Source organism: Hydrogenophaga sp. L76, from assembly GCF_057654755.1.
In genome coordinates, this window is record NZ_CM172807.1 from 568,642 (window position 1) to 583,866 (window position 15,225).

Here is a 15,225-nt window from a genome sequence, read left to right on the forward strand (position 1 = left end):
TCACCCGACGCCGGTGCCGTCGGTTGCCAGGCGCTCAGGCAACCGGGACCCAGCTGCCGTTGAGCAGGACTTCGTGTGGCCGAAAGCCTGCCTTGTAACTCATCTTGCTGCTCTGAGCGATCCAGTAACCCAGGTACACATGGGGCAGGCCGAGAGATCGGGCCTGCTCGATCTGCCATAGCACGCTGTAGGTGCCGTAGCTTGCCTTCTCGTCAGGCTCGTAGAAGGTGTAGACGGCCGAGAGGCCGTCGTTGAGCACGTCCACGATGGACACCATCTTGAGCCGGGCCGGGAGACCGTTGCCTGCGGGTTCGAAAAATTCGACAAGACGGGAATTGACACGGCTCTGCAGCAGGAACTGGGTGTACTGGTCGATGCTGTCGTGGTCCATGCCACCGCCCGCATGCCGGCTGTTCTGGTAGCGCAGGTACAGCTGGTAGTGCTCCGGGATGAAGCAGAGCTTGAGAACCCGGGTGTGCAGCCGGGCATGGGACGCCTGGCTGCGGCGCTGGCTGCGACTGGGCTGGAACTGCGCCACCGGCAGGCGCAAGGGCACGCAGGCTTTGCAGTCATCGCAGTTCGGCCGGTAGGTGAACATACCGCTGCGGCGGAAGCCGTGCGTCACCAGATCCGAGTAGGCATCGTTGTGTATCAGGTGGCTGGGAGTGGCGACCTGGGAACGGGCCATGCGGCCAGCCAGGTAGCTGCACGGGTACGGTGCCGTGGCGTAAAACTGCAGCGCCTGCAGGGGGAGTTCTTTGAGGTGCGTCACGCTCGTTCGCCGTCTTCGGTGAGGAGGTATTTCCAGTATACGGGCTCGAAGTACCAAACCGGCGCGGGCTGCAGCGTGGCCAGTTGCAGATGCCGGCTGAAGATATCGCGCGGCATCAGCTGGCCTCCCAACGAAGAGAGGTGGGGCGTGTCCTGCTGGCAGTCGATCAGGGGAATGTCGTTGGCCCGGCAGAACGCCACCAGGGCCATCAGCGCGATCTTGGAGGCGTCGCTCTGGCGGCTGAACATGGACTCGCCAAACACCATGGCGCCCAGGTTCACGCAGTACAGACCGCCGACGAGATCACCGTCGATCCAGGTTTCCACACTGTGCGCTCGACCCGCCCGATGCAGCTGGATGTAGGCCTGCACCATGGCGGGCACGATCCAGGTGCCGCTCTGACCATCGCGTGGAATGTGGGCACAGGCCTGGATGACGCGGTCAAAAGCGCTGTCGAAGCGAACCTCCAGCCGACGCTGCAGCAAGAGCTTGTGGATCGTCTTGCGCAAGGAGCGGTGCAGCCGCACGGTGTGGCTGTGTAGCACCATGCGCGGGTCTGTGCTCCACCACAGGATGGGCTGCCCTGCGCTGTACCAGGGGAAGATGCCCTGGGAATAGGCGGCGACCAGGGTAGGCACGTCAAGCATGCCACCGGCAGCCAGCAGACCGGGTGCCGGATCGGCAGGACCCCAGGCTTGTTCAATCGGCGGAAACGCGTCACCGGGCTCAAGCCAGGGCAGTGCAGGCAGCGTGGGGGACGATGACATGCCGTTATTGTGCGACCGCTGCTTCTGTGGGATGCCGCTGATCCCGGTATCACCCCTGGCGCAGGGAACGCCGGGGTGCGGCAGCAAGCAGGCGGCGCGACAACCCGCCCAGGCCACCACCGAGCGCAATGCCTATTGCGTCCGCCACCAGGTCCAGCAGATCACCATGTCGCCAACCTGTCGCCGACTGTGCAAGTTCGATCGCACCACCCAGTGTGAGCAGCCACAGGCTCAGGCGCAGGGCCGGGGTGGCCGGGTACGCTGCCAGTCCCAGCAGCGCGAGGGCCAGGAAGCCTGCGGCGTGTTGGGTCTTGTCCCATATGTCAAAGCTTTGGGGTGGCAGGTAGGCCACCGGTAAAAGGGACAGCACGACCACAGCCATTGCGCTGACCCAGAACGATGTCTTGAGCAGAAGGGGCATGAAATTTCTTGTCGGGTGTGGGTCGCTGAATCGCGGTGTACGCATGCTTTGCGGTCGGCCTGGTGCAATCGGAAGGGCTTCCTGAGCGCCCGTTGTGGCATCGGGTTCTGCCATTGCCTCTTATACAAAGAGCCCTCCATTTTGTAGTGTACCGACGAACCGTATGGTTTCTTGAACTGACCGAAAGGTCGGAGTATGTTGTGCCTCGCGTCGAGTTGTGCGCGACATCACAAAAGGAGACTGTCATGCCACTTCGGATCCAACGTGTCTTTTTGCTCTTGCCCGTTGCTGTTTTGGGTGTGAGCTTGTCAACGCCCGCGGTATCGCAAAACGCGATGAGTTTCTTTCTGACCAGCGCCAATCCGGGTCAGGGTGCAGACCTCGGTGGACTGGCGGGTGCCGATGCGTATTGCGAGAAGCTCGCCGCCGCGGTCAATGCGGGCGGAAAAAACTGGCGTGCTTATCTCAGTACAACAGCGAGTGGTTCAACGCCCGCTGTGAACGCACGCGACCGCATCGGCCGTGGACCCTGGCACAACGCCAAGGGGGTGCTTGTGGCCGCCAGCGTGGACGAGCTGCATGGCTCCAACATGCTGAACAAGGAAACGGCGCTGACCGAGAAAGGTGAGGTTGTCAGTGGCCGGGGCGATCCGGTCAACATGCACGACATCCTGACCGGATCGGCACCGGACGGGCGTGTGGCCATGGCGTCGGGCGACACGACCTGCGGCAACTGGACCCAGAGCGGCGCTGGTTCCGCCGCCGTCGGCCACCACGACCGCATGGGCCTGGATGATTCTGCGCCCGCCAAGTCGTGGAATGCGTCGCACGGCACGCGGGGTTGCGGGATGGACGCTCTCAAGGCCACCGGTGGGGCAGGGCTGTTTTATTGTTTTTCTGCGAACTGAGCCTTCAGGCAGGAAAAAAGCACCAGGTTCGTGAAACCCCAGCACAGCCGGGGGTGAGGCCTTCCGAGTTGCTCCGCTGGCATCAACTGGAGGTAGAGAGAGCCGCCAGCTCAAGCGGCTTGGACCGGCTGACTTTTTTCGTTTCCGGGCGCTTTCAGTTCACCAGCACCAGTTTGCCTTTGACCGAACGCGAACCCATGATGGCGTAGGCCTTGGGCAATTCATTCATGGGCAGGGTCTGGTCAATCATGGGCTTGACCTGGCCTTTGGCGTACATGTCCGCCAAGGTCTGCATCATCTGGGCGTTGGCTTGCGGCTCGCGCCGCGCGAAGTCGCCCCAGAACACGCCGACGATGCTCGCGCCCTTGAGCAGGGTCAGGTTCAGCGGCAGGCTGGGGATGGGGCCGCTGGCAAAGCCCACCACCAGGTAGCGCCCACGCCAGGCGATGGAACGGAACGCGGGCTCGGCGAAGTCGCCGCCCACCGGGTCGTAGATCACGTCGGGGCCCTTGCCGTCGGTGAGGCGCTTGATCTCGTCGCGCAGGCCCACCTGGGGCGTGTGCACGCTGTAGTTGATGGTGGCGTCGGCACCCATCTGGCGGCAGAGCGCGCATTTGTCGTCGGTGGACGCGGCGGCGATCACGCGGGCACCGGCGGCCTTGGCGATCTGGATCGCGGCCGTGCCCACGCCGCCGGCCGCACCCAGGATCAGCACGGTTTCACCCGCCTTGAGCGCAGCGCGGTCCATCAGTGCGTGCCACGAGGTGGCGTAGATCATGATGAAGGCGGCCGCGTCGACCGGCGGGAAGCCGGGCGGCAGGGGCATGCACAGCGCCGCAGGCGCCAGGGTGTGGGTGCCGAACCCGCCGGTGCCGCTCAGGCAGGCCACGCTCTGGCCGACCTGCAGGTGTTTCACGTCCTCGCCCACCGCGCGCACCACGCCCGCGTATTCGGAGCCGGGCACGAAGGGCAGGGCGGGTTTCATCTGGTACTTGTTCTGCACGATCAGCAGATCGGGGAAGTTCAGGCTGGCGGCCTGGATTTCGATCAGCACCTCACCCGCTTTGGGCTCGGGGGTGGGCAGTTCTTTCCATGTGAGGGCATCAACGCCCACAGGGTTTTCGCACAGCCAGGCTTGCATGGTTTCTCCTCGTTGAACTGGGGCAAGCGGCCGATGATAGGGACGGGCTCAACCTGGGCACAGCGGGTATGCCCGCTTTCTGTCGCTGGGGTGACCGGGGGGTGTATGTCGATGGTTGTGCCCGGTTGCGAGAGGCAATCCACCTAGAATCAAGTCCATGAAGATTCTCATCTCCAACGACGACGGTTACCAGGCGCCCGGCATCGTGGCGTTGTACGAGGCGCTCAAGGGGCTGGCCGATGTGGAGGTGGTGGCGCCGGAGCACAACAACAGCGCCAAATCGAATGCGTTGACACTGCATTCGCCCTTGTATGTGCACACCGCGCACAACGGTTTTCGCTACATCAACGGCACGCCGGCTGACTGTGTGCACATCGCGCTGACCGGGCTGCTGGGCTACCGGCCCGACCTGGTGGTCTCGGGCATCAACAACGGCGCCAACATGGGTGACGACACCATCTACTCGGGCACCGTGGGCGCGGCGATGGAGGGCTATCTGTTCGGCATTCCGGCCATTGCTTTTTCCCAGACGGAAAAGGGCTGGGGGCATCTGGATACGGCGGCGCAGAAGGCGGCAGAACTGGTGGCGCAACTGTTGCCGTCGCTGGACGTAGCCCCGCAACGCCATGCGCCCTGGCTGCTCAATGTGAACATCCCCAACCGGCCCGCGAACGAGATACCGGGATTCAAGGTGGCCCGGCTGGGGCGGCGCCATGCGGCCGAGCAGGTGATCGCCCAGACCAATCCGCGTGGCGACACCATGTACTGGATCGGTGGCGCCGGAGCGGCCAAGGACGATGCCGAAGGCACCGACTTCCATGCCACGGCACAGGGTTACGCGACCATCACGCCTCTGCAGGTGGACCTGACGGACCACGAACGCCTGCCGTACTGGGTGCCCACCGCGGCGCAACTCTCGGGTGCTTCTGCGGCTGCCTCGCCCGCAGGCACAGCCGGGCAGCACGGCTCGGGCAGCGCGGCAACATGAAGAAGCCGCCCATGCCTGGCCCCAGCGCGCAGGGTGCGACGACGCAGGCCCGACCGCGGCCGGGTTTCCCCATACAGCTGTCAGCACCTGTTCAGGGTGCGCCAGCCCGCAAAACCTCCACCGCAGCCCCCTCCGCCGCGAAGCCGGCAGTGGCCGCGCGGCCACTGCCGACGACGCAGGGTGTGGGCATGGACTCGCGCGCGGTGCGTGCGGCCATGATCCGCAAGCTGCAGGCACAGGGTGTGAGCCATCCGGCGGTGCTGGCGGCGATGGGGCTGGTGGAGCGACACCGGTTTGTCGACACAGCCCTCGTCAACCAGGCGTATGAAGACACCAGCCTCCCCATAGGTTTGGGTCAAACCATATCCAAACCCAATGTGGTGGCCCGGATGATGGAACTCTTGTGCGAGGGACGGACCGAAAAGCTCGGCCGGGTTCTTGAAATCGGGACCGGATGTGGCTATCAGGCCGCGGTCTTGAGCCAGGTATCGCGTGAGGTCTACAGCATCGAGCGCCTGCGCGGCTTGCACGAAAAAGCGCGTGAGAATGTGCGGGGTTTGCGTTTGACCAATCTGCACCTGCTGTTTGGTGACGGGATGCTGGGTTTTGCGCAGGGCGCTCCCTATGCCGCCATCATCGCGGCAGCCGGTGGTGAGGCCATTCCGCAGGCCTGGATAGATCAGCTGGCGGTGGGTGGGCGTCTCGTGGCACCGGCCGTGACCGGAGCGGGTCAGCAGCACCTGGTGGTCATCGACAAGACCGCTCATGGCGTGAAGAAAACGGTGCTGGAGCCGGTGCTGTTCGTGCCTCTAAAATCAGGGGTCGCATGAGATCCGCCTTCGGGTAGGGGTTTGGGATTTTTTCAGGCAACCCTCGGAACATCGCCGGGGCTGCAACCAGGTGGGAGTCAAGATGAACAGAGTGGAATTCGACCCGTTGGCACCGAAGGGCGTGCCCGCGCGTCGAGCGTCGTGGCGCAGCGTGCTGATGGTGGCTGCAGCAACCACCCTGCTGGTGACGGCGGGTTGTTCGACCCGGCGTGTCACGCAGCCCGCGCCGGTGGAAGACCGCTCGGGGGCCGGCGCCACCGAAGTCAAACCCTTGCCGGGTGCCGAGAACGCGGGCAAACCCGGTTATTTCACGGTCCGCCCGGGTGACACCCTGTACCGCATTGCGCTGGAGAGCGGACAGGCCTGGCGCGATGTGCAGGCATGGAACAACCTGGCCAATCCGAACCTGATTGAAGTGGGCCAGGTCCTGCGTGTGGCACCGCCTGCGGCGGTTGTGCCCGGCGCGCAAACCACGTCTGCGGCGCCCACCGCTGTGACCGCGGCTCCCGTCGCGGCGCCCGGTGTGGTGGCGCGCCCCCTGACCGCCGGGAACGCACCGGCGCCGGCAGTCACGCCGCAGCCCGCTCCCGCAGCGGAGACGCCGGTTGCGTCGTCCGAGGAACTGCAATTTGTCTGGCCCGCACAGGGTTCGGTGATTGCGCCGTTTGACGAGGCCAAGAACAAAGGCGTGGCGATCTCCGGGCGCGTGGGCGATCCGATCGTGGCGGCGGCCGATGGCCGGGTGGTCTACGCCGGGGCCGGCCTGCGCGGCTACGGCAACCTGATCATCCTCAAACACAACAACACCTACCTCACGGCCTACGCCCACAACCAGGCCTTGCTGGTGCGCGAAGACCAGGCGGTTCGCCAGGGCCAGAAGATCGCCGAGATGGGCAGCAGCGATGCCGATCGCGTGAAACTGCACTTCGAGGTGCGTCGCCAGGGCAAGCCTGTCGATCCGCTCATCCACCTGCCGAAGAGGTAACTCCCCTGCGCCGCTTCGCGGCGGCGTTCCCCCTGGGGAACCACATCCTGGGCCCGGCGAAGCTGGATCTCCGGTGTGTGCTGTGATGCAAATCCGCGCGCCATTGGCGCTTCGCTGAACGCTCAATCCTTCACACACAATCCATGGTCTGGCCTGTCCTCGTTTTCGACATCGAATCCATCCCGGACATCGCGGGCCTTCGGGCCTTGCGAGGCCAATCCACCGAGGCCAGCGACGAGCAGGTCTACGCCGCCTGGCTGGCGGAGCGCAAGGAAAAAGGGCAAAGCGATTTCATGCCCTTGCACCTGCAGCGCATCCTGGTCATCAGCGTGGTGTTCCGCAACGCCGAGGGCCTGCGCATCCACTCGTTCGTGGACCGCGATGGTGCGAGCGAGGGCAAGGTCGTCCAGACCTTCTTCAACAGCATCGAGAAGCACCAGCCCCAACTGGTGAGCTGGAACGGCAGCGGCTTTGACCTGCCGGTGCTGCACTACCGCGGCCTGCGCCACGGCGTCGAAGCCAGCAAGTACTGGGACATGGGCGAGGACGACCGCGAGTACAAGTGGAACAACTACATCAGCCGTTACCACATGCGCCACCTGGACCTGATGGACCTGCTGGCGATGTACAGCCCGAAGAACAATGCGCCCCTGGACGCGATGGCCAAGCTCTGCGGCTTTCCGGGCAAGCTCGGCATGGACGGCTCGCAGGTCTACGCGCAGTACCTGGCCGGGCAGACCGATGACATCCGCCGCTACTGCGAAACCGACGTGATGAACACCTACCTGGTGTATTGCCGTTTCCAGAAAATGCGCGGCGGCCTGACCGAGACCGAATACGAGCAGGAAATCACCTACGTCAAAGAGACGCTGGGCCATCTGGCGCCCACCGAGAGCCATTGGGACGAGTACCTCAAAGCCTGGGCTTGAAGCGCTACCCCGTCTCGCGTCCTGAGACAATCGGGAAATGACCGCACCCCTCGCCCACGAAAACAGCCTGCTCACCACCGCGCGCGACGACGCGCCCGCCGCTCCCGAAACCACTTTGCCTGATGGCTGGCTGGCGGTGGAATCCCTCGACATCGATGCCCAGGGCATCGCCCGCCGTCCGGATGGCAAGGTCGTCTTCATCGAAGGCGCCTTGCCCTTTGAAGTCGTCAGCACCAACGTCCATCGCAAGAAAAACAACTGGGAGGCGGGCGTCGTCACGGCGATCCACCACGAATCATCGCAGCGGGTTCGCCCGGGCTGCCCGCACTTTGGCCTGCACGCCGGTGCCTGTGGTGGCTGCAAGATGCAGCACCTGCACGAGACCGCTCAGGTGGCTGTCAAGCAGCGCGTGCTGGAAGACAATCTCTGGCACCTCGGCAAGGTCAGAGCTGAAATGATGCTGCGCCCCATCGAAGGGCCGGCCTGGGGCTATCGTTACCGCGCACGCCTCTCGGTGCGCTTCGTGCACAAGAAGGGCGAAGTGCTGATCGGTTTTCACGAGCGCAAGAGCCGCTACGTGGCCGACATGCAGGCCTGTCACGTGTTGCCGCCCCACGTGAGCGACATGTTGATCCCGCTGCGCGGGCTGATCTTCGGCATGGACGCGCGCGAAACCTGCCCGCAGATCGAACTGGCCTGTGGCGACGATGTGACCGCCCTGGTGCTGCGCCATCTCGAGCCGCTGTCGGACGATGACCTCACCCGTCTGCGAGCCTTTGCCGCCCAGCACGGCGTGCAATGGTGGCTGCAATCGAAAGGGCCGGACACCGTGAAGCTGCTTGACCAGGGTGGATCGCTCTTGTCTTATGCGTTGCCCGATTTCGGCATCACGATGCCGTTCAAGCCCACCGACTTCACCCAGGTCAATCCGCACATCAACCGCGTGCTGGTTTCGCGCGCCTTGCGCCTGCTCGAGGCACAGAAACACGAGCGCGTGATCGACTGGTTCTGTGGGCTGGGCAATTTCACCCTGCCGATCGCCACGCAGGCGGGCGAAGTGCTGGGCATTGAAGGCAGCGAAACGCTGGTGGCGCGCTCGCGCGAGAACCTGGCGGGCAACCAGACCGGTCGAGCGGTGCCGCTGGCGCCCACGGCGTTTGTGGCACGCAACCTGTTCGAGATGACACCTTCGCAACTGGTGGGCGATGGGCAGGCGGACAAGTGGCTGGTGGACCCGCCACGCGAGGGCGCGTTTGCGCTGGCCAAGACGCTGGCCGACCTGCACCTGCAGCCCGAACTGCGCGGTGGCTGGACACCGCCCAAGCGCATCGTCTACGTGAGCTGCAACCCGGCCACGCTGGCGCGGGATGCTGGCCTGCTGGTGCACCAGGCGGGCTACCGCTGTGTGGCGGCGGGTGTGGTGAACATGTTCCCGCACACCGCGCACGTGGAGAGCATGGCGGTGTTCGAGCTGGACGCCGAGCGCGTGGCTGACGCTGCCTGATCGCGTCGATCAGGACTTGCTCGTTTTCGCGCATGTACATGGTCCATGTCCTCCAGGCTGGCTGCGGCGATCAGGCAGAAGGGGCGGGGGTGGTGTCGCACGGTGCTGTATCCGGGTATGACCTTTCTTTCGGCGGCTGACTCGCCAACTTGAATGGTTTGCATACCCGGGCGCTGGATGGAGGCCTTCGAACCGACAAAGAAAAAAGGACCCGAAGGTCCTTTTTTCACTGCGGAGGCGACTGTGATCAGTCGCGTTCGCCGCCGAAGATGCCCAGCAGGGCCAGCAGGCTCTGGAAGATGTTGAACAGGCTGAGGTACAGGCCCAGGGTGGCGCTGATGTAGTTGGTTTCGCCGCCGTCCACGATGCGCTTGAGATCGTACAGCAGGTAGAGGCTGAACACGATGATGGCCAGGGTGGCGATGGCGGCCATGCCGGCGGTGCTGCCGACAAACACGTTGATGATCGCGCCGACCATGATGGCCAGGGCACCGACGAAGAGCCACTTGCCCATGCCGGAAAGGTCGCGCTTGATCACGGTCGAGACGTTGGCCATGACGAAGAACACGCCAGCGGTGCCGCCGAACGCGGTCATGATAAGGCTGGCGCCGTTGCTGAAGCCCAGCACCCCGGCCAGCAGGCGCGAGAGCATCAGACCCATGAAGAAGGTGAAGGCCAGCAGCACCGGCACGCCGGCGGCCGTGTTTTTGGTCTTCTCGATGGCGAACATGAAGCCGAAGGCGCCGCCCAGGAAAACGATCAGACCCAGGCCGCCCGTCAGGCTGGCGGTGATGCCGGTGGCCACGCCGATCCAGGCGCCGAGCACCGTGGGCAGCATGGACAGCGCGAGCAGCCAGTAGGTGTTGCGCATCACCTTGTTGCGCTGCGCGGAAGTGGATACGGCGGTGCCGAAGCGGCCGCTGGTGGGTTGTACGTGGTCGGTCATGGTGGTGAGCTCCTTCATCATCTGACGCAGTGGTCTGACAGCATCCGGTCCGGGGGGCCGATCGCTGGTGAAGCCGCATTGTAGGGCGCGGCCTTGTCCGCTGTGCGACCCGGCAAAAACCGCATTCTGGTCAGGGCAGTTGTGACCTGCGCAGGCACCTGGAGTGCGGTATCGTCCCCGGTCCAGAGTCCAGGCGGTGAAGCCCGGGCTCGCGAACCTTGGTCAGATACCCTCCAGAAGGAATAAGTTCATGAAAAACAAAGCCGTTCTCGAACTCGCCGACGTCAAGCTCATCGCCGCAGCGGCCGAGGCCGAAGCCCTGCAAAACAGCTGGGCGGTCACGTTCGCCATCGTCGACGACGGTGGCCATCTGCTCTGGCTGCAGCGCCTGGATGGCGCACCGGCCATCTCTTCGCACATTGCACCCGCCAAGGCCCATACCGCAGCGCTGGGTCGTCGCGAAAGCAAGGTGTATGAGGATGTGATCAACCAGGGGCGGGTGTCGTTCCTGAGCGCGCCCGCCATTGCGGGCATGCTTGAAGGGGGCTTGCCGATCATGAAAGACGGCCAGTGCATTGGCGCGGTTGGTGTGAGCGGTGTGAAGTCGAGCGAAGACGCACAGATCGCGCGCGCGGGCATCGCGGCCATCGGGTTGTAAAGCTCGGAAAAAATGACTGGCTACCGGGACTGAGATCCCCTGGCTGGCCAAAAACGACGCTCGGGGAGATGGTATTTCCCCGGGTCGCCCCACGATGAAAATGATCTGATCCTTATTTGGTCAGGATGAGCTTGCCCTGGCGTGTGGTCTGCAGGCGATAAAGCGCACCGTTGTGGGTGATGGCCACCGTTTTCTGTCCCCGCAGTACTTCGTGGCTGGTGAGCAGCACCGGCCGTGAGTCTTCAGCAACAGGCAGTGCTTCAGTGGATGCTGGCTGGCCCGACCCGGACACGGGGTCGTTCGGTGGCGGGTTGATCATCGGGCGTTCCTTCTGGTCGGCGGGGTTCAAGGCGCCACCGGCTCGGTGATGAAGCCGATCTTGCGCACACCCGCGCGCTGCGCAGCCGCCATGGCCAGGGCCACGCGCTCGTAGCGCACCGCCTTGTCGCCGCGGATGTGCAGTTCGGGTTGGGGCTCCTGGGCCGCGGCGCTGGCGAGACGCTGCTCGAAGTCGGCGTCTTGCACCGGGGTCTCGTTCCAGAAATAGGCACCGTCGGCATTCACCGACAGGCGGATGTTTTCCGGCTTGTCGAGCACCTTCTCATTGCTGGCGCGCGGCAGGTCGATGTTGACTGCGTGTTTGATCACCGGCACGGTGATGATGAAGATGATGAGCAGCACCAGCATGACGTCGATGAACGGGATCATGTTGATCTCGGCGAGCATCTCGTCGCTGTCGTCCTGGGTTCCGATGGCCATGGTGTTGTCCTAGTGCGTTCGGATTGAGCGGTCAGGCTTTTTTCATGGGCAGGACCTTGCCGTCGCCACCGGCCGTCACGCGGGCACCGGTGACGAAGTAGGCGTGCAGGTCGTGGGCAAAGCGGTTGAGCTGGTGGTTGATGCCCTTGTTGCCGCGCACCAGGACGTTGTAGCCCAGCACGGCGGGGATCGCGACCAGCAGGCCCATGGCGGTCATGATCAGCGCTTCGCCGATCGGGCCGGCCACCTGGTCGATGCTGACCTGGCCGGCCGCACCGATGCCGAGCAGCGCGTGGTAGATGCCCCAGACGGTGCCGAACAGGCCCACGAAGGGCGCGGTGGAGGCGATGGAGGCGAGCACGGTGAGGCCGCTCTGCGCACGCGCGGTGGCGTCGTCCAGGCTGCGGCGCAGGCAGCGTTCCACCCAGTCGCTCACGTCGAGCGTGTCGTGCAGTTGCGGGCCAGGCCGGCCGTCCTTGTGCAGCACGTGGCGCGCCGCTTCGCGGCCTTCATTGGCCAGCGCGCGGAAGGGGTTGCCGTCCTGCGCACCGAGCTTGTCCAGGCCTTCGGCAAAGTCGGCGCTGTGCCAGAACCCTTCGCAGGCCCTGGCCTGCTGGCGCTGGGCGCGCTGGTCGAGGTATTTCCACAGGATGATGATCCAGGTGGCGAGTGACATGACGAGCAGGACGATGGCGACGGTGCGGGTGACGGCGTCGCCCTGGATCCAGACGTGGGCCAGGCCGGATGAGACGTTTTGCGGTTCCATGGGTGAGAAAACTCCAGTGAGATCGGATTCGGTGAAGGTGCGCGTGGCGCTTTATTCGAGGACGAAGTTGATGGGGATGTTGAACCACATCGCTTCTGGAACGCCTGCGCGTTTGCCGGGTACATAGCGCCACTTCAACACCGTCTGCAAGGCGGTCTGGTCGAGGCGTTCGTAGCCGCTGGAAGTCCTGATTTCCGCCTTGCTCGCCGAGCCATTGACCTCGATGAGGGCGCGCACGATCACCTTGCCTTGTTCTCCCAGCCGCTTGGACAGTGGCGGGTAGGGCGGTGGCGCGTTGTTGATGTAGTCGGCGCTGCTGGAGGGCAGTTCGATCCTGGGCGGCGCTGGTGGCGCGGGCTCGGCAACCACCACGGGTGTCAGCAGCGGCGGCGCGGGTGGCTGGGGTTCTGTGGTGCCTGTCGCGACGGTGGGAGAAGGGGTTGGGTCGGCAATGGCCACCGGTTGCGGCACCTGCCTGGGTACCGGTTTGGGCGGGATGACCTGTTTGGGGACCGGCTTGGGCCGGGGCTGCGGTGGCGGCGGGGTGGGCGTCACCTGGGGTTGGGGCAGTTCGATGAATTCGGCCATCACCTGCACCGGCACCACGAGCTCCACCGCCCGGCGCAGCAGGCCGGTTTGCAGGGCCCACAGGCCCAGTACATGAAAGCCGACCACGGCGATCACGATGAACAGGCGGCGGTCCATGCGGGGTGTCGGAATGGGAGCCTGCGGGGCTCCTGAAAGGGGTAGCGCGAGGCTCGCGCTGGCGGAAGACATAGTGTAGGCGGACGGAAGGCTCGGTTGGCAGGGGCCACTTCGGGGATTCAGGGGTGCAGAACCCACCATGCAGCAGCCAGAATCAGGAAAAAGCTGCCGCCCAGTATGAGAACACTGGTGGTCATGGTGGATTCCTTTCAGTCTGCGGTTGAAGACAGGATTTCAGTATAAATGCGAATTGATCGCATTCGCGATAATTGTCGAAAAAAGACCCAAGAAAGTGGAGGATTCAGGTGTTAGTCGGATGGAGGGGACCCCAACACCGCGGTGGCTTCTTCAAGGGTCCGGCAACCGCTCAGCGCCATGGCGATTTCCAGTTCGTCGCGCAGCAGGCGGATGACGTGGGCCACGCCGGTGGCGCCTGCGTTGGCCAGCCCATGGATGGCCGGCCGGCCGACCAGCACCGCGCTGGCACCCAGCGCGATGGCCTTGAGCACGTCGGTGCCGTGCCGGATGCCGCCGTCCACCAGCAGCGGCAGCGCACCGCCGACCACCTGTGCGATGGCGGGCAGCAGGGTGGCGGTGGCGGGCAGGGTGTCCAGCGTGCGGCCGCCGTGGTTGGAGACGATCAGGCCGGCCACGCCGCAAGCCAGTGCCTGCTGTGCATCGGCCGGATGGGTGATGCCTTTGAGCAGGACGGGCAGACGGGTCTGCTCGCGCAACCAGATCACATCGTCCCAGGTGGGGGCGTGGGTCAGCAGGTCGTCGAAGAGCGGGCTTTGGCCCGGTCGCAACACTGCGGGCGCGGGCGCCTGCAGGCCTTGCAGGTTGACGGCCGAGATGCCCGGCGGCAGCGTGAAGCCGGCGCGGCGTTCGCGGTCCCGCGCCCCGTGGACCGGCGCATCGACCGTGAGCACCAGGGCTTCATAGCCCGCCGCCTCGGCGCGTCGAACGAGGTCCCGCGTGAAGCCCCGGTCGGCTTGCAGGTAGAGCTGGAACCACAGCGGGCCGCGATCGGCTTCGCCCAGCACCACCTGGGCCACTTCTTCCAGCGGCGTGCTGGCCTGGGTGCTCAGCACCAGGCCCGCGCCCAGCACGGCCGCCGCCAGCGCCGTGGCCAGTTCACCGTGCGGGTGCGCCAGGCGCTGGTACGCCATGGGCGCAATCAGGACCGGATGGGCCAGGGTGCGGCCGAGCAGGTCGACCCGTGTGTGCCCGCCGGCCAGGGGCCGCAAAACGCGTGGCCACAGCGGGATGCGCTGCCAGGCCAGCACGTTCTCGCGCAGGGTGATCTCGTCGGCCGCGCCCCCGTTGAAGTAGGCCCGCGCATTCGCATCGAGCACGGAGGCGGCATGGGCTTCGTGGTCGGCGAGGTTGACCAACCCATCTGGCAATTCACTCATGTCTGTGCCCACATGCGCAGCAGGTTGTGGTACGTCCCGGTCAGGGCCGTGGCCTCGGGCGTTTCGCCGTGCTGCTGGCGCAGGGCGAGGATGTTCATGTCGAGTTCGTAGAGCAGGCGGCGCTGTTCGTCGCTGCGCACCATGCTCTGCACCCAGAGGAAACAGGCGAGCCGGTGTCCGCGCGTGACGGGGGTCACCTGGTGCAGGCTGGTACCGGGGTAGAGCACGGCGTGGCCGGCGGGCAGCTTCACGCCGCGTGTGCCGTAGGTGTCGCTCACGGTGAGTTCGCCGCCGTCGTACTCTTCCGGGTGATTCAGGAACACGGTGCACGAGACATCGGTGCGCACGTATTCGGTCTGTCCGGTTTCGTTGACCTTGAGCCGGATCGCGTTGTCGATGTGGTTGCCGTAGGTGTTGGCTTCGCCGCCGTAGCGGTTGACGCGGGGTGTGAAGATGCGCAGTGGCAATGCGGCGCTGAAAAAGAGAGGTGAACGGTTGAGGCCGTTGAGCACCATCGTCCGGATGCTTTGTGCGGCTTCGCTGTCGTGCGGCAGTTGCTGGTTGTTCTTGACGGTGCGCGCCTGCGGACCGGCGCTGTCCCGACCGTCGGTCCAGGGCGCATCGGCGAGCAGCTGACGCGCCAGGGTCAGGTCTTCGGGTGACAGGATGTCGGGCAGGGTGAGCAGCATCGTGGGCTTCCGTCGTTGGATGGTTTCATCAATGGAAAAGGC

18 protein-coding genes are annotated in these 15,225 nt (G+C 64.9%); 7 read left to right on the forward strand and 11 right to left on the reverse strand.

Translation table 11 applies throughout. The features are described from left to right. Nucleotides 1–34: 34 nt before the first annotated feature. From AC23D4_RS02655 to AC23D4_RS02665, 3 genes are read right to left on the reverse strand one after another with little or no spacing between them, the layout of a single operon-like run. Nucleotides 35–772 (reverse strand): arginyltransferase, encoded by a 738-nt coding sequence (locus tag AC23D4_RS02655; RefSeq protein ID WP_472887261.1) that lies wholly within the window; start codon nt 770–772, stop codon nt 35–37. Further along, nucleotides 769–1,539, reverse strand: coding sequence for a leucyl/phenylalanyl-tRNA--protein transferase (gene aat / locus AC23D4_RS02660; RefSeq protein ID WP_472887260.1), 771 nt, complete (start codon nt 1,537–1,539; stop codon nt 769–771). The genes AC23D4_RS02655 and aat overlap by 4 nt, the downstream gene beginning before the upstream one ends. A gap of 49 nt (nt 1,540–1,588) precedes the next feature. Continuing rightward, a complete protein-coding gene (locus AC23D4_RS02665; RefSeq protein WP_472887259.1) occupies nt 1,589–1,960 on the reverse strand; it encodes a VanZ family protein in 372 nt (123 codons plus the stop codon). A 335-nt stretch (nt 1,961–2,295) separates the two neighbouring features. Here AC23D4_RS02665 and AC23D4_RS02670 point away from each other — a divergent pair, with 335 nt between their 5' ends. Then, nucleotides 2,296–2,868 carry a hypothetical protein gene (locus AC23D4_RS02670; RefSeq protein ID WP_472887376.1) on the forward strand — a complete coding sequence of 191 codons (573 nt, stop codon included), beginning with the start codon at nt 2,296–2,298 and terminating at the stop codon, nt 2,866–2,868. Between the two features lie 154 nt (nt 2,869–3,022). On the opposite strand, the gene AC23D4_RS02675 is transcribed toward AC23D4_RS02670, so the two are convergent. Next, complete coding sequence (locus tag AC23D4_RS02675; protein ID WP_472887258.1) at nt 3,023–4,009, reverse strand: NADPH:quinone oxidoreductase family protein; 987 nt, start codon at nt 4,007–4,009, stop codon at nt 3,023–3,025. 157 nt (nt 4,010–4,166) lie between these two features. Here AC23D4_RS02675 and surE point away from each other — a divergent pair, with 157 nt between their 5' ends. The 5 genes from surE to rlmD all read left to right on the forward strand — a co-directional run bounded on the left by surE (nt 4,167) and on the right by rlmD (nt 9,245). Beyond that, the gene (gene surE, locus AC23D4_RS02680) at nt 4,167–4,997 is read left to right on the forward strand and encodes a 5'/3'-nucleotidase SurE (RefSeq protein WP_472887257.1); all 831 of its coding nucleotides are present in this window, start codon (nt 4,167–4,169) and stop codon (nt 4,995–4,997) included. Next, a complete protein-coding gene (locus tag AC23D4_RS02685; protein ID WP_472887256.1) occupies nt 4,994–5,827 on the forward strand; it encodes a protein-L-isoaspartate(D-aspartate) O-methyltransferase in 834 nt (277 codons plus the stop codon). Before surE ends, AC23D4_RS02685 begins: the two co-directional genes overlap by 4 nt. 157 nt (nt 5,828–5,984) lie before the next feature. Then, nucleotides 5,985–6,812 carry a peptidoglycan DD-metalloendopeptidase family protein gene (locus AC23D4_RS02690; RefSeq protein WP_472887375.1) on the forward strand — a complete coding sequence of 276 codons (828 nt, stop codon included), beginning with the start codon at nt 5,985–5,987 and terminating at the stop codon, nt 6,810–6,812. 143 nt (nt 6,813–6,955) lie between these two features. Continuing rightward, on the forward strand, nt 6,956–7,741 hold the full coding sequence (locus AC23D4_RS02695; protein ID WP_472887255.1) for a 3'-5' exonuclease: 786 nt from the start codon (nt 6,956–6,958) through the stop codon (nt 7,739–7,741). A gap of 37 nt (nt 7,742–7,778) precedes the next feature. Continuing rightward, nucleotides 7,779–9,245, forward strand: coding sequence for a 23S rRNA (uracil(1939)-C(5))-methyltransferase RlmD (gene rlmD, locus AC23D4_RS02700; RefSeq protein WP_472887254.1), 1,467 nt, complete (start codon nt 7,779–7,781; stop codon nt 9,243–9,245). 247 nt (nt 9,246–9,492) lie between these two features. Here the strand turns inward: rlmD and AC23D4_RS02705 are convergent, their stop codons facing one another. Continuing rightward, nucleotides 9,493–10,191 (reverse strand): Bax inhibitor-1/YccA family protein, encoded by a 699-nt coding sequence (locus AC23D4_RS02705; RefSeq protein WP_472887253.1) that lies wholly within the window; start codon nt 10,189–10,191, stop codon nt 9,493–9,495. A gap of 250 nt (nt 10,192–10,441) precedes the next feature. On the opposite strand from AC23D4_RS02705, the gene AC23D4_RS02710 reads away from it, so the two are divergent. After that, complete coding sequence (locus tag AC23D4_RS02710) at nt 10,442–10,849, forward strand: GlcG/HbpS family heme-binding protein (RefSeq protein WP_305359379.1); 408 nt, start codon at nt 10,442–10,444, stop codon at nt 10,847–10,849. A 112-nt stretch (nt 10,850–10,961) separates the two neighbouring features. On the opposite strand, the gene hemP is transcribed toward AC23D4_RS02710, so the two are convergent. From hemP to AC23D4_RS02740, 6 genes are all read right to left on the reverse strand, one after another. After that, nucleotides 10,962–11,198: a hemin uptake protein HemP gene (gene hemP / locus AC23D4_RS02715; RefSeq protein ID WP_472887252.1), complete on the reverse strand. Its 237-nt coding sequence runs from the start codon at nt 11,196–11,198 to the stop codon at nt 10,962–10,964. After that, complete coding sequence (locus AC23D4_RS02720; protein ID WP_472887251.1) at nt 11,195–11,608, reverse strand: ExbD/TolR family protein; 414 nt, start codon at nt 11,606–11,608, stop codon at nt 11,195–11,197. The genes hemP and AC23D4_RS02720 overlap by 4 nt, the downstream gene beginning before the upstream one ends. 31 nt (nt 11,609–11,639) lie before the next feature. Beyond that, nucleotides 11,640–12,374: a MotA/TolQ/ExbB proton channel family protein gene (locus AC23D4_RS02725; protein WP_472887250.1), complete on the reverse strand. Its 735-nt coding sequence runs from the start codon at nt 12,372–12,374 to the stop codon at nt 11,640–11,642. Nucleotides 12,375–12,425: 51 nt separating this feature from the next. Beyond that, nucleotides 12,426–13,079: an energy transducer TonB gene (locus tag AC23D4_RS02730; RefSeq protein ID WP_472887249.1), complete on the reverse strand. Its 654-nt coding sequence runs from the start codon at nt 13,077–13,079 to the stop codon at nt 12,426–12,428. 308 nt (nt 13,080–13,387) lie between these two features. Continuing rightward, nucleotides 13,388–14,494 (reverse strand): alpha-hydroxy acid oxidase, encoded by a 1,107-nt coding sequence (locus AC23D4_RS02735; RefSeq protein ID WP_472887248.1) that lies wholly within the window; start codon nt 14,492–14,494, stop codon nt 13,388–13,390. After that, the gene (locus AC23D4_RS02740) at nt 14,491–15,183 is read right to left on the reverse strand and encodes a Fe2+-dependent dioxygenase (RefSeq protein ID WP_472887247.1); all 693 of its coding nucleotides are present in this window, start codon (nt 15,181–15,183) and stop codon (nt 14,491–14,493) included. Before AC23D4_RS02740 ends, AC23D4_RS02735 begins: the two co-directional genes overlap by 4 nt. Nucleotides 15,184–15,225 lie beyond the last annotated feature (42 nt).

Excerpts from the sequence above, each read along its gene's own strand:
- AC23D4_RS02735 (WP_472887248.1), bottom strand. The coding sequence starts at position 14,494 with ATGAGTGAATTGCCAGATGGGTTGGTCAACCTCGCCGACCACGAAGCC.
- aat (WP_472887260.1), bottom strand. The coding sequence starts at position 1,539 with ATGTCATCGTCCCCCACGCTGCCTGCACTGCCCTGGCTTGAGCCCGGT.
- AC23D4_RS02705 (WP_472887253.1), bottom strand. The coding sequence starts at position 10,191 with ATGACCGACCACGTACAACCCACCAGCGGCCGCTTCGGCACCGCCGTA.
- AC23D4_RS02725 (WP_472887250.1), bottom strand. The coding sequence starts at position 12,374 with ATGGAACCGCAAAACGTCTCATCCGGCCTGGCCCACGTCTGGATCCAG.
- AC23D4_RS02710 (WP_305359379.1), top strand. The coding sequence starts at position 10,442 with ATGAAAAACAAAGCCGTTCTCGAACTCGCCGACGTCAAGCTCATCGCC.
- AC23D4_RS02685 (WP_472887256.1), top strand. The coding sequence starts at position 4,994 with ATGAAGAAGCCGCCCATGCCTGGCCCCAGCGCGCAGGGTGCGACGACG.
- AC23D4_RS02720 (WP_472887251.1), bottom strand. The coding sequence starts at position 11,608 with ATGGCCATCGGAACCCAGGACGACAGCGACGAGATGCTCGCCGAGATC.
- AC23D4_RS02690 (WP_472887375.1), top strand. The coding sequence starts at position 5,985 with ATGGTGGCTGCAGCAACCACCCTGCTGGTGACGGCGGGTTGTTCGACC.
- AC23D4_RS02740 (WP_472887247.1), bottom strand. The coding sequence starts at position 15,183 with ATGCTGCTCACCCTGCCCGACATCCTGTCACCCGAAGACCTGACCCTG.
- surE (WP_472887257.1), top strand. The coding sequence starts at position 4,167 with ATGAAGATTCTCATCTCCAACGACGACGGTTACCAGGCGCCCGGCATC.
- AC23D4_RS02695 (WP_472887255.1), top strand. The coding sequence starts at position 6,956 with ATGGTCTGGCCTGTCCTCGTTTTCGACATCGAATCCATCCCGGACATC.
- AC23D4_RS02675 (WP_472887258.1), bottom strand. The coding sequence starts at position 4,009 with ATGCAAGCCTGGCTGTGCGAAAACCCTGTGGGCGTTGATGCCCTCACA.
- AC23D4_RS02665 (WP_472887259.1), bottom strand. The coding sequence starts at position 1,960 with ATGCCCCTTCTGCTCAAGACATCGTTCTGGGTCAGCGCAATGGCTGTG.
- AC23D4_RS02670 (WP_472887376.1), top strand. The coding sequence starts at position 2,296 with ATGAGTTTCTTTCTGACCAGCGCCAATCCGGGTCAGGGTGCAGACCTC.
- AC23D4_RS02730 (WP_472887249.1), bottom strand. The coding sequence starts at position 13,079 with ATGGACCGCCGCCTGTTCATCGTGATCGCCGTGGTCGGCTTTCATGTA.
- rlmD (WP_472887254.1), top strand. The coding sequence starts at position 7,779 with ATGACCGCACCCCTCGCCCACGAAAACAGCCTGCTCACCACCGCGCGC.